This is a genomic window from Anaeroplasma bactoclasticum (assembly GCF_003550015.1).
In the GTDB taxonomy this organism is placed as follows: Bacteria; Bacillota_I; Bacilli_A; order Acholeplasmatales; family Anaeroplasmataceae; genus Anaeroplasma; species Anaeroplasma bactoclasticum.
Genome location: NZ_QXEV01000005.1, coordinates 88225 through 104355, shown reverse-complemented (window position 1 = coordinate 104355; position 16131 = coordinate 88225). Strand labels below are relative to the sequence as shown.

The following is a 16131-nucleotide window of genomic DNA, read 5'->3' as shown; positions in this document are numbered from 1 at the left end:
GAAAACCAATTAGAAACTATTAAAACTATGTTTGAAAAGGGTGCATCTATAGAAAATATAGCATACCTCTTAGATCTTGATTTAGAGTATGTAAAGGAAGTATTGAAATAAAACCATGAAATACATCATTAAGGTTTCTTAATGGTGTTTTTTTATTTTTTCTATTCTTTTTGCGATTTTTAATTTATAATAAATTAAGTATAATAAAAAAGAAGTATGAGGGATGAGTATAATGGAGAATTATTTTGCATATTATAAAGGATATAAGGAAGAAAAAGTAAGAAGGGAAATTAACCCTATTATAGTACTTGCAGTAATTATTTTACTTCTTTTAACCTTTATTGCTGGTATGATGGCAATTATTATGAGTATCTCTAAAGGTAGAAGCTTTAGTGATACATTTACTAAAGCTCCTATATTAGTTATTATGACATTCATATCTCTTATATTATTTGTTCCTTCTTTGATATTCTTTTTGTATTTAAAAAAATGGAATAAGGAAAAGAAGAATTGGAAGAGGGTTACTATCTATTTAGATGACGATGAAGAATTATCTATTTTAGCTAAATATGATTCTGATATTTTATATTTAAAAACATGGAAAACAATTAAAATATTAAAGAATCAAATAAAAGAAATAAATATATTGGATAAGATTAAAATGGTTATTTCCTTAGATAAGGATTATTATATTTTATTTAAAGAAGAGGATTTTAATCTTTTAAATATTTATTTATAGTTTTGGGGTGAGATTAATGAATTTGGAAAAAGAAAAGAAAAAAGAATTAAAAAGACAGGCAAAAGAAGAAAAGAAATCCTTAAAACTTCAAAAAAAAGAGAATAAAAAAGAATACCGTAAGCATGAAAAGGTATATATAGAAGAAGAAAAAGAAGAAAGAAGAAATGCTCCATTAACAGAAAAAGAATTAGAAATAAGAAGAAAAAATGAAGCACCTAAAAGAAGTGTATTAGAAGAAATAGGAAATTCTGTATCCCATGGACTTGGAGCAATATTTGGTATTGTAGCATTAGTATTAATGCTTTTAAAAAGTGATACACCAATGAAGGTTACAGGTTCATTAGTATATGGTATATCTATGATCATTATGATGCTAATGAGCTGTCTATACCATGCTTGGAAGCATGGTCTTAGAGTGAAAAGATTATGGAGAAGATTTGATTATAGCTCTATATATTTACTAATTGGTGGGACATTTGCACCACTACAGCTAGTAGAGCTTGGTATCAATCAAGGACAACCACTATGGGCATGGATTTGGTTTTCTATTATGTGGGCATTAATTATTACAGGTATTACATTTGTATCTATTTTTGGTCCCGGTAGAACTAAAGGAATCAATTTCCCACTTTATTTCATTATTGGCTGGAGTGGAGTTATGTTTATTCCGGGGTGGTGGCAATATAACCAAGCATTACTTTGGTGGATTTTAGTTGGTGGAATTGTATATTCCTTAGGAATGATTCCATTTGTATTAAAAAAGGTTCCAGCAGCACATTTTATTTTCCATTTATTTGTAGTTGCAGGAGCAATTACTCAGTTTATTGGTATTTATACTTGTGTATATATGAGGTAGCTTATGAATATAGTAGAAAAAGCTTATGAATTTGCAAAAAGAGCACATGAGGGTCAAAAGGATAAGGCAGGAAATGATTATATAACCCATCCTATATGGGTTTCTGATCATTTAGAGGGTGAAACATTAAAGGTTGTTGCCTTATTACATGATACAGTAGAAGATACAAGCATTACCTTAGATGACATTTCAAAAGAATTTGGCGAAGAGGTTAAAAATGCTGTAGATGCCCTAACCAAAAGAGATAATGAGGATTATTTAGGCTATGTCTTAAGAGCAAGCCAAAATCCTATTGCTAAAGAAGTTAAAATCATGGATATTAGAAATAATATGGATTTAACTAGATTAAAGGGAGAACCAAAGGATTCTGATTTTTTCAGAATAGAAAATAAATATAAGCCAGCATATAGATTATTAACTGGTCATAATTTATTATTATCAGAACAAATAAATACAGAATTATCTGATGCATCCTTAAAGCATCTATTATTCAATATTTTAAATAAAAGATTAAAATTTGAAAAAATAGATAGAAATATAGAATATATATTAAAGGGCTATTCTAATGCTGTATCGGATGAATTAAAGATTTTTGTTGAAGGAGTCTTAAATGGTGAAATATTATGCGATTAAGGATGATACCAAAAGTGAAATTGTAGATTCTTGGGATGAATGCAAAAGCCATTTAAAGAATTATAATTCACCAAAGTATAAATCCTTTAAAACCAAAGAAGAGGCAGAAGCATTCATCAATGATATTGTACTTGATGATAATATTACTGCACCTAAGGCTTATATTGATGGCTCTTATGATAATGATACTGGATGCTATTCCTTCGGTGGAATATTGATTATTGATGGGAAGGAATACCCATATAAAAAGAAATTTGAAAAAGATGAATATTCTGATTTAAGAAATGTTGCAGGAGAAATCCAGGGAGCTGGATTTATTATTGCTTACTGTGTTAAAAAGGGAATAAAGGAATTGCATATCTTTTATGACTATTTAGGTATTGAAAAATGGTTTACTCATGAATGGAAGGCAAATAGTAAAATAGCTATTGAATATCAAATGTTATCTGATAGAGTAAAGGATAAAATAAAAGTAGTATTCCATAAGGTAAAAAGCCATACAAATAATTATTATAATGATTATGCAGATAAGCTAGCTAAGGATGCGCTAGGTATATAAAATAAGGAGGGCACTAGCATGTTTAAAATTTCATCAAAATATAAGCCTACTGGTGACCAGCCAGAGGCAATAGAAAATATTGTAAAAAACTATAATAATGGGATTAAAAGACAAACACTTTTAGGTGTTACTGGTTCTGGTAAGACATTTACTATGGCAAATGTAATAGAGAAGGTTGGAAAACCTACTCTAATACTTGCCCATAATAAAACTCTAGCAGGTCAGCTTTATAATGAATTTAAGGATTTGTTTCCAGATAATCATGTAGAATATTTTATTTCTTATTATGATTATTATCAGCCAGAGGCTTATGTAGTATCTTCAGATACCTATATTGAAAAGGATGCTCAAATCAATGATGAAATTGATGAGATGAGACATGCTGCAACTGCAGCCTTGATGGATTATAAGGATGTCATAGTAATTGCATCTGTATCTTGTATATATGGTATAGGAGACCCTGAGGATTATAAGGATTCTATGCTTTGTATTAGGGTTGGAGAAGAATACCCAAGAAAGAAGCTATTCCAAAGATTAGTTGAGATGCAATTTGAAAGAAATGATTTCGAATTCAAAAGAGGAACATTCCGCTACCGTGGAGATGTACTGGAAATCATTCCCCCATCCGAGCACGCTAAGGGCTTAAAGATTGAATTCTTTGATGATGAGGTAGAAAGAATTAGAACCTTCGATGTAGTAACTGGAAAAGCGATAGAGGATGTAATGTTTGCAAATATATTTGCTGCAACACATTTCGTTACAAATAAGAATAAGCTTACGGAAGCCTTAAGAAGAATTAAAGAAGAATTAAAGGTAACTAAGGAAAAGTTTTTACTTGAGGGGAAACCATTAGAGGCTGAAAGAATAGAACAAAGAACGAAGTATGATTTAGAAATGCTAGAGCAAACTGGTTCTTGTAGTGGAGTTGAAAACTATTCTAGGCATTTAGCCTTAAGGGCTGAAGGAGAAACTCCTGCAACCCTAATCGATTTCTTCCCCGATGATTTTTTACTTATTGTAGATGAATCCCATGTTACTATACCTCAGGTTAGAGGTATGTATAATGGAGATAGGGCAAGAAAAATGAATTTAGTGAATTATGGATTCCGTCTACCTAGTGCACTAGACAATAGACCTTTAAAATTTGAAGAATTTGATAGTAAAATAGATAAGGCTCTATTTGTTTCTGCAACTCCTGCAGAATTTGAAAGTAAATACCCTATTACAGAACAAATCATTAGACCTACAGGTCTACTTGATCCTATTATTGAGGTAAAACCAAGCCTAGGTCAGGTAGATGATATTTATGCTGAAATAGTAGCAAGAGCTAAAGTGAATGAAAGAGTATTAGTTACTACTCTTACAATTAAAATGAGTGAGGATTTAACAGACTATTTAAAGAAGATGGGATGTAAGGTTGCATACTTACATTCAGAGATTAAAGCCCTAGATAGACTAGAAATCCTAAGGTCCTTAAGAGAAGGTAAATATGATGTCTTAGTTGGTATTAATTTATTAAGAGAAGGTCTAGATTTACCTGAGGTTTCTTTAGTTTGTATATTAGATGCAGATAAGCAAGGCTTCTTAAGAAGTGAAAGAAGCTTAATACAAACTATAGGTAGAGCTGCAAGAAATGCTAAGGGTAAGGTTATTTTATATGCAGATACTATAAGTGATTCTATGAGAGTTGCAATAGATGAAACAAGAAGAAGAAGAGATATTCAAAATAAATATAATTTAGAGCATAATATTATACCAAAAACAATTATTAAAGAAATTCCTAAATCCTTAACAGTTAAAAAGATGGATGGAGATATGGAATATGAAACAGGTGTATATCATAAGAATATGACTAAAGAAGAAAAGGTATATTTAATTGCTGAATTAGAAGAACAAATGAGAGCCTACGCTCGTGATTTAAACTTTGAGGCTGCAGCACAAATTAGAGATGCTATTTTGGAGTTAAAGGCTTCAAAGTAGAGAAAGGAGATTCTTATGGAAGTTGGAAGAATCTATAAAGTGGATATTGAAGATTTTGATATGAATGGCTATGGTGTAGCCCATATTGAGTCTAAGGTAGTTTTTGTTAAGGGTGCCTTAAAAGGAGAAAGGGTAACTGCAAAAATCGAAAATATCCATAAAAAATATGCATTTGCTGAAGTAGTAGATATACTTGATGCATCTATAGATAGACAAAAGCCAGAATGCCCATATTATGAGCTTTGTGGTGGATGTGATATGATGCATATGAAATATGAAGTAGAATGCAAAATTAAAGAAGGAAGGTTAAAACAAACCTTCCGTAGATTTAAGGATGTTGAATTCCACCCAATCATTCAAAATAGAAATTTACTAGGCTATAGAAATAAGGTAATGATGCCTTTTAAAACAGATGAGGATGGAGATAGCCATTATGGCTTTTATGAAAAGAAAAGCCATAAAATAGTATCTATAGATCAATGTATAATATCTGATGATATTACAAATGATATTATTTATTATATCAATCGTTTCTTAAATATATTCCATATTAAGATTTATGATGAGGATACTCATAAGGGCTTATTTAGAGAAGTAATGATTCGTCATACTGCATTAAATGAGTACATGGTAGTAATTGTTGCTACACACGATTATGATTTTTCTGTTTTAGTTAAATATTTAGTAGAAGAATTTAAACAAATTAAATCCATCTATTTAAATATTAATCCAGAAAGAACAAATGTAGTCTTAGGAGATAAATATAAGCTATTATATGGTAATCCTGTAATAATAGAGGATATCTTAACTCATAAATTTCAAGTATCTCCTCAATCTTTTATGCAAGTTAATCATGACCAATGTGAAAGATTATATGCAGAAGCATTAAAGCTTGCAGATTTAAGAAATGATATGACTGTAATTGATGCATACTGTGGTATGGGCTCAATTACATTAAATATTGCAAGAAGAGTTAAAAAGGTTTATGGTATTGAAATAGTTCCATCGGCAATAGAAAATGCAAAAGAAAATATGAAATTAAATAATATTACTAATGCAGAATTTATTTGTGGACCTTGTGAAGAAGAAATAGTAAAGCTTGTAAACAAAGAAAAAATAAATGCAATATTCTTTGACCCACCAAGAAAAGGCTGTGAACAAAAATTCTTAGATACAGTTATTCAAATGGAAATACCACAAATCGTATATATATCTTGCAATGTAGCAACCTGTGCAAGAGATTGTGCATACCTAGAAGAAAATGGCTATAAGGTAGTAGAAGCTACTCCTGTGGACTTATTTTCTAGAACTTTGCATGTCGAGGTTATAGCTGTAATATCTAAAAAAACGGCTTAGGTAAGCCATTTTTCAAAATTTAAATTTTATATAAAGTGAGTATTTTGGCAAGAATAAGTCCAAAATACTTTTTTTATAGTCAAACCTCGTGGCGGTGAACATATGGAAAGTGGACCTTTTGTAACATGTTCGCAACCACGATATGGTGGCGGTAGACATGAAGGTCGTACCAGAAGACATAATTTGTTGTTGCAATCTTTCATTAAGGAGCATAATTTGGTATAATCAGATATAAATATTATCGATTAGAAGATGGAGAAGTATAATCATGAAAAATAGTCCAAGATGTTTGTATTATGATAATTTTGTTTCCTTTTTAAATGAGCGTAATGATTCTATTTTTGGTTTCATGTGTAATAATTACCATGGCGATGCATTAACGACAACTAGAGATGCTTGGATGGAAGAAATTTCAATCATGAAGAATGTTGTTGATAAATATAAAAATGAAGCAGGGCAAATTATATTTGAATATGACATTCCTCGTTTAGGAAAAAGAATAGATGTAACTTTATTACTTAAAGGAATAATATTTTGTCTTGAATATAAAGTAGGTGAAAAAAGCATACTAGAATCAGATGTTGATCAGGTCCTAGACTATGCGTTAGACTTAAAGAACTTTCATAAATTGAGTCAAGATAGAATTATAGTACCTATTCTTGTTGCTACAAACTATAATTCATCATCAACAGTAATTCAAATGTCACCATATAATGATGGCATTATAAATCCATTAGTAACAGGGAAAAAAGGACTTTTAGATTTAATTGCAAAAGTATTGGATGAGTATCCAAATGAATCAGAGATTGATTCTAATTGGATTATTAGTCCGTATGCTCCTACTCCTACAATAATTGAAGCTGCAAAAGCATTATATGAGAATCATTCTGTTGCAGATATTACAAGACATGAGGCAGATGATGTAACAACTGATCAAACTATTTCTTATATATTAGATGTAATAGAAAACAGTAAGAAGAATGATGAAAAGAGTATTTGCTTTGTAACTGGAGTTCCTGGTGCTGGGAAAACTTTAGTTGGATTAGATGTTGCTATAAAACAAACATATCAGGGAAATGATAAACCTGTTGAAGACGAAGGTGCTGTTTACCTTTCTGGAAATGGACCTTTGGTGGCAGTATTAACCGAAGCTTTAGCTCAAGATAATGTTAAAAAGAATCCTAAAAAGAAGATAACTGATTCTAGAAGAGAAGTATCTAAATCAATTCAAATGATTCATAGATATAGAGATAATATGTTGTGTAAAATAAAGAATCCTGTAGAAAATGGAATCTTGGAGATTGATCCTAATAAGGCTATGGAAAATGCGAGTGCTGGTTTTGGTGAAGTAGAGCACGTTGCAATCTTTGATGAAGCGCAACGTTCATGGACTCATAAAAGACTTGCAGATTATTTGAGACGTGGTGGGACTTATGGTAACAAATTAAAAGTTCCTAATTTCCCAATGTCTGAAGCTTCCTTTTTGATTTGGTCTTTAGATCAAAGAAAGGATTGGGCAACAATAGTATGCCTTGTTGGTGGTGGTCAAGAAATTAATACAGGAGAAGCTGGAATATCAGAATGGATTCATGCTTTAAATGAAAATTTTCCAAAATGGAAGGTTTATATTTCCCCAAAACTAACAGAACCAGAATATGCTGAGGGAAAAGTTGATGAATTATTAAAAGACAATGCTAATGTAACTTATTCTGAAATGTTACATTTAGGTGTTTCTTTGCGTTCTTTTAGAGCTGAAAAACTATCGGCTTTTGTACATTGTTTGCTATCCTTTGATGGTGAAGCCAGTAAAATATATAATGAAATAAAAGATAAATATCCTATCTATTTAACAAGAGATATGGCAACAGCAAAAAAATGGTTGCATGCTAGAGTTGCGGGATCAGAAAGAACTGGGGTTTTAGTTTCTAAAGAATCAGCAAGATATAAACCATTAGCGATACATATACTTCAATCAGGAGATGAAAATGCGGTTCACTGGTTTTTAGATGATAAATCAAATGTCAAGTCATCAAATTATTTAGAGGATGCAGCAACAGAAATTCAAGTTCAAGGGCTTGAATTAGATTATACTTGTGTCTTATGGGATGCGGATATGAGATGTCATAATAAGAAATGGCATTATTATAAATTTAATGGAAAAGATAAATGGGTAGAACAGTTACCTGATACAGATAATAAAAAGGAACTACAAAAATATATGTTAAATGCATATAGAGTACTATTAACTCGTGCAAGGCGAGGTATGATTATATGTATACCGAAAGGAAATCCAAATAAAACAGCTACTGGCTTTTATGAAGACAGTACAAGACTTCCTGAATACTATGATGAAACTTTTAATTATCTACAGAGTATAGGAATTGAAGAGATTTAGAGGATTATATGAAGCATGTAGAAGTTGTATGTGCTGTAATTAGAAATGACAAAAATGAAATTTTTTGTTGCAAAAGAGGCCCAGGAAGAGCCTTAGAAGGCTATTGGGAATTTCCTGGTGGTAAAGTAGAAGCTAATGAAACACATGAAGAAACTATTGTAAGAGAAATAAAAGAAGAATTAAATACAATAATTGAACCAATAAGATATGTTGGTGTATCAAATCATGAATATACTGATTTGAATAAACCATTTAGTATTACTATGTATGCTTATGAATGTAAGTTAATTCAAGGAGAATTAGAATTAACAGAACATACTGAGAAGATATGGGTAAAAGTGGAAGATTTAAAAAAAATTGATTTCGCAGCTGCTGATTTACCTATCGTTGGAATGATAAAAAAAGATAAAAACTATAAGTTGTGTTGAAAAAATGAATATAGGGAATTAAAATGAGATTAGTTGGAGAATAAAGCGTGTATTATAAAGAGCATTGTTGAATTATGTTTTTTGATAAGTTATTAATAGATATTAATAAAACTGTTATTTTGTTATATTTTTATCAAAAAATATGGTATAATGAATAAATGTGTGAGTCTTTTTATTTTTTTAATATAGCTATTCACATTTTGATAATTTGTTATTTTGAATATAAGTAGAAAGAAGTTGTTTTGAGTGGAAAAGTGGAGCGATATTGAAGTAGCGTTATTGATTGATACATATTTTAATGTTAAAAATGGCAAATTATCTAGAAATGAAGGATTAAAAACTTTGTCTAGCAATCTAAGAAAGATTGGTATGAATCAAGGTAAATGTATTTCAGACTTATATCGTAATATTAATGGCATGTCATGGCAATTTGGGGTTCTTGAGAGTTTGATTAATGGTAAGGATATCAATCGAGAAGCCCCAAAATCATTTAAAAAAGTATTAGATTTGTATGAACATTATAGAGATGATTATGATAAATTGCTTGAAGAAGCAAAAGAATTGCTAGGGGTTGAGACTGTGGATATTGAGAAAATTTTATTTGATATAAAAGACTGTTTAATTAAATATTATCCATATGGCTTTAGATTTTCATCTTCAATTGAAATGAATAGATTTAAAAAGAACTTTTTGAGTAAGTATGGTTATGAATTGATATTGGATGACAAAAAAATATATGAATACTTGAATGAAAATTGTATTATTTATAACAATAAAGCTTATTGCATTTCAGAAAATGTTTTTGAAATCATTAATAATGAATTAACAAATGTAACAGATGGAGTTTCAATAATTTATTATGATATTTTTTATGAAATGGTTTCATGCAAAACTGATATGATCATATCTTCAGAAATGCTAGAAATGATTCTTAGAAAGCTATTTTCCAATTATTTATATAAGCAAAAATATTTTATTATCGATAAAAAATTTAATAAAGAGTTTGATGCTTTAATAAATGATGTGGAGTTGGCTTGGGGAAATAGTGTTATTAGAAATGTTGATTTTTTAAGAAAATCATTAGTTTTCGTGCCAATTGAAAAGATAAAATACGCTCTATCTTATGGGAATAGTTTTGTTTGGAATAGCGAAGAAACTTATGCAAATACTAATTTTTTTATTTGTGATGATATTACGAAAGATTATATATTAAACTATGCAAAAGCAGCTTGTGATAACCAAGGATTTTTCAATTTTAATGATTTAAGCATAGATGCAGTTTATGAACAGAATTATGAAATGACACGTTCTGCTGTAATGGCATGTGTAATGAAGCTTATTTTGGTTGATTATGATAAAGTGGATAAGGTAATCAGAAGAAAAGGCGATCTAAAGAGTCATGTTGATATTATTACTGATTATTGTTCACATAAGAAACGTGTAACTATAAATGAATTAGCAGATTATCAAAAAAAAGTAACAGGAACTGTTAGACAAAGTATTATTATTGATGCAGCTTCATCAATTATGATTCGTATTGACGAAACAACTTTTATTAATAAAAACATGGTTTCTTTTGATGCATATGCTGTTGATAAAACTATAAGCGAAGTGTTCCATGAAAAATCTATAGGAATGAAAGAAATAGTATCTTTTTCTTCCTTTCCTGAATGTGGTGTTGCATGGAATCATTTCTTATTAGAAAGCTATTTGCGTCATTTTAGCTTATTATTTAAGTATTGTACGAATATATCTAATTCTGGTAATGCTGGAGCTATTGTTAGAAAAGATGTAAATATTGATTATTTTGATATTTTAGTCGATGCTGTTATAAAATCAAAATGTTCTTTGAATAAGGATGAAATACTTGCTGAATTAGTGAATAAAGGATATTTGCTAAAAAGATTATATAAGAGAATTGATGATTTAATTGATGCAGCTAGACTTTTAAAGCAGTAAAGGAGTTTTATTTTTATGTACTCATATACATATGATGAATATACTGGGGGAATAGTTTTAAATTCGAGTCCAACTATTTTTTCTAAAGAACCAAGGCCGGTATATGCTTACGAATTAAATATGTTGGGATTTGATGCTTATTGGGAATATGATAATCAAAATGATATTCCTTATATGTGGGCAGAAGCAAATCAATATATCTATAGAGGTAAAATTGTTGCAAGATTGAAGGGTGGTAATATTAATCAAAAACCTGAAATAATCCTTGCAACTGATGAAAATGATAATGTAATTTATCCAGAGCAACCAGGGCATAAGTTAAAACCAATAGATATTGATACTATGATTAGCAAGAATCATAAGCTATTACAAATAATAGAAACGTCTACAGTAAAAAAGATTGTAAGTGTTTATGAAAAATATCGAGAAAAATTGGATATATTTCATGTGGCTTTTTCGGGTGGAAAAGATAGTGCAGTATTATTAGATTTAGTGAAAAAATCTTTACCCAAAAAAAGCTTCGTTGTAATTTTTGGCGATACTGGTATGGAATGTCCAGACACATATGCAGTTGTTGAAAAAACAAAAAGAATATGTGAACGAGATGAAGTGCCTTTTTATGTCTCAAAAAGCCATTTTAAACCGGATGAGTCATGGAAAATTTTTGGTCCACCTGCTAGAGTCTTGAGATGGTGTTGCTCTGTTCATAAGAGTACCCCTCAAACTTTAAAATTAAGAGAAATTACAGGAAAAAATGATTACATTGGAATGGATTTTGTAGGTGTTAGAAAGCACGAAAGTGTCGCTAGAAGTGAATATGAATATGAGAATTTTAGTAAAAAACAAAAAGGACAATATAGTTTTAATGCGATACTTGATTGGACGTCTGCTGAGATTTGGCTATATATTTATGAGCATAAATTACCAATCAATGGGGCATACATTAAGGGGAATTCTAGAGCTGGATGTTTATTTTGCCCAATGAGTGGTGGTAAAAGCGATTATGTTCAGTACCATTCTTATCCTACAGAAACCGATAAATATATTGGATTTGTTAAAGAATTAAATGGCCGTTATCAGGATGATCCTAAGGCTTTAGAAACGTATATTTCTAATGGCGGTTGGAACGCTAGAAAAAATGGTAGAGATTTAAATATTGAAAATAAAAAGTATATTGAAAAAGTAACTTCTAATAAATTGATTATTTCAATTACTGACCCTAATTCAAACTGGAAAGAATGGATAAAACCTTTAGGTGTTTTACCATTTGATTTTGATATAAAAGAAAAACAAAACGGTTATGATGTTTATGTTGATTCAAATTTGCAAAAAAAATATCCTACTGAAATAAAAAGGTTTAAACAGTTGTTTCATAAATCAGCATATTGCGTTGGATGTAAGGTTTGTGAAACAAATTGTAGACAAGGCGCAATTTCATTTGTAAATGGAATCAATATTGATAAGTGCATTCATTGCCAACAATGCTATGAGATCGATGATGGATGCTTACTATATCACTCATTAAGAACTTCAAATGGAGGTAATACAAGAATGAAAAATGGAAGTATAAATTCTTTTGCTAGTCATGCTCCTAAAAATGATTGGATAAGAGATTTTTTTGAACAAGGAAATGATTTTTGGGAATTGCCAACTCTTGGACCTAACCAAATTAATATGTTTAAAAGATTTTTACGTGATAGCGGATTAATTGATGAAAAAGGTGGAACAACATATTTATATGATATTAGTAAAATAATAGGTTGGGAAAATAGTTCACTTTGGGGTGTTATTTTGGCCAATTTAGCGTATAATCCTCAAATCAATTGGTATATTGAAAATTTTGATATTGGCATGTACTATTCAAGAGAAAATGCTGTTGAGTTATTAATGTCATTTGATGTAAGCAAAACTGATTCTGGAGCAATAGTTGGAGCGTATAAACGTTTTTGTGAAACTCCTTTGGGGTATTCCTTGAATTTTGGTAGTGTAATTGATAATGGTAGACAAATTGAATCATTGTGCAGAACCAAGTGTATCATAAATGATGCCAGGGTTGTATTATATTCTTTATTTAGGTTTGCAGAAGAATGTAACAATTATAGGGAATTTACATTGAGTTGGCTTTTCAATGAAGATGTTGATAGAAATGGTGTTTCCCCAAACAAAATATATGGGTTAGATAGAGAAGAAATTAAATCTTTTTTATTAGGATTGACATCTAAGTATCCAGATTTTATAAATGCAACGTTTACAAATGATTTGGAAAAAATTAGTTTATCAGAAAAAAAATCATCTGATGTTTTAAAATTATTTGAGGAGGTATAATCAAATGAGTGAAACAAATAAATATAGGTATTATTTTGATATAGATGAAAATTATTTTCCTTGTATTGATGATACTGCTATTGATGATGGTGCTCCGTGGAAGAATACTTATCCTCATGAAGATTTTATAGAATTGTTAAAATCTGTTGAACGAATGTTAGGTGGAACAACGAAGCGTTCAGTTTGGATACATGGTGCTTATGGAACAGGAAAATCACAATGTGCTTACGCATTGAGAAAATTATTAGAGGAACCTGAAGATGTTGTCAAAGCATATTGGAATTCTTATCCAGAGTTAAATACATCTGAAGGTAAAGATTTGCTAGCTAAGCTTTTAGGGCATAAGGACAGAGGAATTCTAGTTGCAAATCGTTATGCTTCGGGCGACATTAATACAATGAGAGAATTTTTTAGATGTGTTCAAGACAGTATTAAGCAGAGCTTAGAAAGAAGCAATTATGAATATAAAGGATTAGAAACTTTAAAAGAAGCTGTTATTAAATGGATAGATGAAGAAGGTCACGAAGAGATACTTAATATTTTATTGAAAAAACCAGAATGGAAATCATCTTTTTCTCAATCTTCAGCAGCTGAAATTAGGGATAAATTAAAGAAAAATGAAAAAGTCACAGAATTAATGAATAATATTTCCAGATTAGCTAGTAAAGAGGGGTTGACTGGAATGACTTTTGATTCTGATCAACTAAAAGCATGGATAAAAGATGTTGCCGAAAAAAACAAAGTTAAGATAGTTTTCATTTGGGATGAGTTTAGTGATTTTTTCAAGATTAATAAGAATTCATTGGGCGAATTCCAAAAGGTTATATCGCTATGTGAAGAGTCATCGTTTTTCTTTATTCCTGTAACGCATCAAACTGATTCAATTATCAGTTCAGATGATAAATCATGGTCTGTTGTACGTCAACGTTTTAATTTCTGTGAGATAAAACTACCTGATAATATAGCATTTAAGTTGATTGCACATGCTTTTAATCCAAAACCAGCAGCTATTGATGCATGGAATATATTGTCTGATGATTTAAACTCATCATTGCATACTTCCAGACAAGCAGTAATGAAAGAGGCAAAAATAACAGACGAAAATGTTATAAAGAATATTATGCCTATACATCCTATGGCTGCAATGATTTTGAAACATATTGCATCGGCCTTCCAGTCTAATCAAAGAAGTATGTTTGATTTTATAAAATATACATCTGATGTTAAAGCGTTTCAATGGTTTATAGAAAATACTGGTCCTGAAGATGATTATCCTTTATTAACCATTGATATGTTATGGGATTTCTTTTATGGTAAACCAGGCCAAAGCGGATTGTCATATGATATTCGCTCAGTTTTAGATACATATCAGCAATATCCAAATTTAAGAGATGATTTTCAGCGTGTTCTTAAAACAATACTTATAATGCAAGCAATTGATAAGCGATTAGGAGGGGTAGTTCCATTATTAAAGCCAACCGAAAAAAATATAAGTTATGCTTTCGAAGGAATTTCATCTGGATTAGACGTTAGTTGCAAGAATATTGCTAAATCATTAAAAGAAAAAGGAATTCTAGTTTTAAATCCTATTGGAAATAATGAATACGCCTATGGCGCTGCTGTTTTGGCGGGGGATCAAGCTAAAATAGAAGAGTATAAGAAGAGTATTGCATCAAAATGCACAACTTCTACTTTGATAGATGACGGAAATTTAGGTTCAGTGTTGAATTTAACGCCTGCTTTAAAACTTAGATTCGCTGATAATAATGGTAATTTAATTACAGTAACGTATTCGGATTTTACTAGAAAGATGAATGAATTAAAGAATACTCCTCTTCCATATAAGTTTAAATCAGTGATTGCTTTTGCTAAAGATGAAGAAGAGGCTAATTCTTTTACTGATTTAATAAAAGAAACAATGAAAAATGATGATTATAGTGAAATAACCGTAATTTCAGCATTGTTGTCCCCTTTATCAGAAGATTTATTTAAACAATATGTTGAATATGAAGCAATGTCAAAATATTACATGGGTAATAATAATACTTCTGCAACAGAAAATCATAATAGAGCTAAAATGATTATTCAGCAAAATTGGAGAAATGTAATTTATCAAGGGACTTTTGTGATTTATTCTAAATTGTGTAAAGAGGGAGAAAGATATTCTGGTGCGACATCTGTTTGTCAAGCACTGCAGACAATTGTAAGAAATAAATATCCTCATTGTTTTGACTTCAATAGAGGTGTAAGCGAAAATGCATTAAAACCATCTCAACCTAAGGCCTCTGCAAAATGTGGTATTATTAGAACTACGAGTGGAGCAGTTGTAAATCAGGAACGTGCTGTTTTAAATGAGGTATGGAACATAGATCAATATTGGATTAATGAATCCACAAAGAATCTTAGTGTATCTATTATAAAGAAAGACCTTGAAAATCTAATTCAAAATTCTTTTTCGCAAGAGGGTCAAATTTCTATGAGTAGAATAGTGAATCATTTAGAAAATAATTATGGCTTTGTTTGCAGTAATATTTATTCATTTATTTTAGGATTTCTTTTAAAAGATTATTCTGATAATCCTTATAGATTTGCAGATTCTGAAGGATCTCATGAAAATATGACTGCTGATAAACTAGCTGAAATGATTGCTAATGAACTACAAAGAAAGGCAAATGATACATACATTGTTAGAATGACACAAGAAGAAAAGGCATTTTATGAATTGACATCAAAAGCATGGTCAATTGATATTGAACACTGCGTTAGCGTTAAACAAACAATGTTGGATGTTCAAATGAAAATGAGAGAATTTGGATTACCAGTATGGTGTTTAGAAGATGTTTGTGATTCTAGTACTTATGATATCATAAAAAAAATACATTGACATTTTACAGTCTTCTG

The 16131-nt window shown here is 30.2% G+C and carries 11 protein-coding genes; all 11 read left to right on the top strand.

Annotation, left to right across the window (positions count from 1 at the left end):
* The first annotated feature begins 232 nt into the window (after positions 1 to 232).
* On the top strand, positions 233 to 739 hold the full coding sequence (locus tag EI71_RS03750) for a hypothetical protein (protein WP_119015923.1): 507 nt from the start codon (positions 233 to 235) through the stop codon (positions 737 to 739).
* Between the two features lie 16 nt (positions 740 to 755).
* Complete coding sequence (gene trhA / locus EI71_RS03745) at positions 756 to 1595, top strand: PAQR family membrane homeostasis protein TrhA (RefSeq protein ID WP_119015922.1); 840 nt, start codon at positions 756 to 758, stop codon at positions 1593 to 1595.
* Positions 1596 to 1598: 3 nt separating this feature from the next.
* Positions 1599 to 2228: an HD domain-containing protein gene (locus tag EI71_RS03740; protein ID WP_119015921.1), complete on the top strand. Its 630-nt coding sequence runs from the start codon at positions 1599 to 1601 to the stop codon at positions 2226 to 2228.
* On the top strand, positions 2206 to 2787 hold the full coding sequence (locus EI71_RS03735; RefSeq protein ID WP_119015920.1) for a ribonuclease H1 domain-containing protein: 582 nt from the start codon (positions 2206 to 2208) through the stop codon (positions 2785 to 2787). The genes EI71_RS03740 and EI71_RS03735 overlap by 23 nt, the downstream gene beginning before the upstream one ends.
* Before the next feature lie 18 nt (positions 2788 to 2805).
* Entirely contained in the window at positions 2806 to 4767 is a 1962-nt protein-coding gene (gene uvrB / locus EI71_RS03730) for an excinuclease ABC subunit UvrB (protein WP_119015919.1), read from the top strand.
* Between the two features lie 15 nt (positions 4768 to 4782).
* Complete coding sequence (rlmD, locus tag EI71_RS03725) at positions 4783 to 6123, top strand: 23S rRNA (uracil(1939)-C(5))-methyltransferase RlmD (RefSeq protein WP_119015918.1); 1341 nt, start codon at positions 4783 to 4785, stop codon at positions 6121 to 6123.
* Positions 6124 to 6391: 268 nt separating this feature from the next.
* The gene (locus tag EI71_RS03720; protein ID WP_119015917.1) at positions 6392 to 8518 is read left to right on the top strand and encodes a DNA/RNA helicase domain-containing protein; all 2127 of its coding nucleotides are present in this window, start codon (positions 6392 to 6394) and stop codon (positions 8516 to 8518) included.
* An 8-nt stretch (positions 8519 to 8526) separates the two neighbouring features.
* Positions 8527 to 8946: a (deoxy)nucleoside triphosphate pyrophosphohydrolase gene (locus EI71_RS03715; protein ID WP_162849738.1), complete on the top strand. Its 420-nt coding sequence runs from the start codon at positions 8527 to 8529 to the stop codon at positions 8944 to 8946.
* A 246-nt stretch (positions 8947 to 9192) separates the two neighbouring features.
* Positions 9193 to 10905: a hypothetical protein gene (locus EI71_RS03710; protein WP_119015915.1), complete on the top strand. Its 1713-nt coding sequence runs from the start codon at positions 9193 to 9195 to the stop codon at positions 10903 to 10905.
* Between the two features lie 15 nt (positions 10906 to 10920).
* Positions 10921 to 13230 (top strand): phosphoadenosine phosphosulfate reductase domain-containing protein, encoded by a 2310-nt coding sequence (locus EI71_RS03705; RefSeq protein ID WP_119015914.1) that lies wholly within the window; start codon positions 10921 to 10923, stop codon positions 13228 to 13230.
* A 4-nt stretch (positions 13231 to 13234) separates the two neighbouring features.
* Positions 13235 to 16114, top strand: a complete 2880-nt coding sequence (locus tag EI71_RS03700) for a hypothetical protein (RefSeq protein ID WP_162849737.1) — start codon at positions 13235 to 13237, stop codon at positions 16112 to 16114.
* The last annotated feature ends 17 nt before the right edge of the window (positions 16115 to 16131 follow it).

Excerpts from the sequence above, each read along its gene's own strand:
- EI71_RS03750 (WP_119015923.1), top strand. The coding sequence starts at position 233 with ATGGAGAATTATTTTGCATATTATAAAGGATATAAGGAAGAAAAAGTA.
- trhA (WP_119015922.1), top strand. The coding sequence starts at position 756 with ATGAATTTGGAAAAAGAAAAGAAAAAAGAATTAAAAAGACAGGCAAAA.
- EI71_RS03740 (WP_119015921.1), top strand. The coding sequence starts at position 1,599 with ATGAATATAGTAGAAAAAGCTTATGAATTTGCAAAAAGAGCACATGAG.
- EI71_RS03735 (WP_119015920.1), top strand. The coding sequence starts at position 2,206 with ATGGTGAAATATTATGCGATTAAGGATGATACCAAAAGTGAAATTGTA.
- uvrB (WP_119015919.1), top strand. The coding sequence starts at position 2,806 with ATGTTTAAAATTTCATCAAAATATAAGCCTACTGGTGACCAGCCAGAG.
- rlmD (WP_119015918.1), top strand. The coding sequence starts at position 4,783 with ATGGAAGTTGGAAGAATCTATAAAGTGGATATTGAAGATTTTGATATG.
- EI71_RS03720 (WP_119015917.1), top strand. The coding sequence starts at position 6,392 with ATGAAAAATAGTCCAAGATGTTTGTATTATGATAATTTTGTTTCCTTT.
- EI71_RS03715 (WP_162849738.1), top strand. The coding sequence starts at position 8,527 with ATGAAGCATGTAGAAGTTGTATGTGCTGTAATTAGAAATGACAAAAAT.
- EI71_RS03705 (WP_119015914.1), top strand. The coding sequence starts at position 10,921 with ATGTACTCATATACATATGATGAATATACTGGGGGAATAGTTTTAAAT.
- EI71_RS03700 (WP_162849737.1), top strand. The coding sequence starts at position 13,235 with ATGAGTGAAACAAATAAATATAGGTATTATTTTGATATAGATGAAAAT.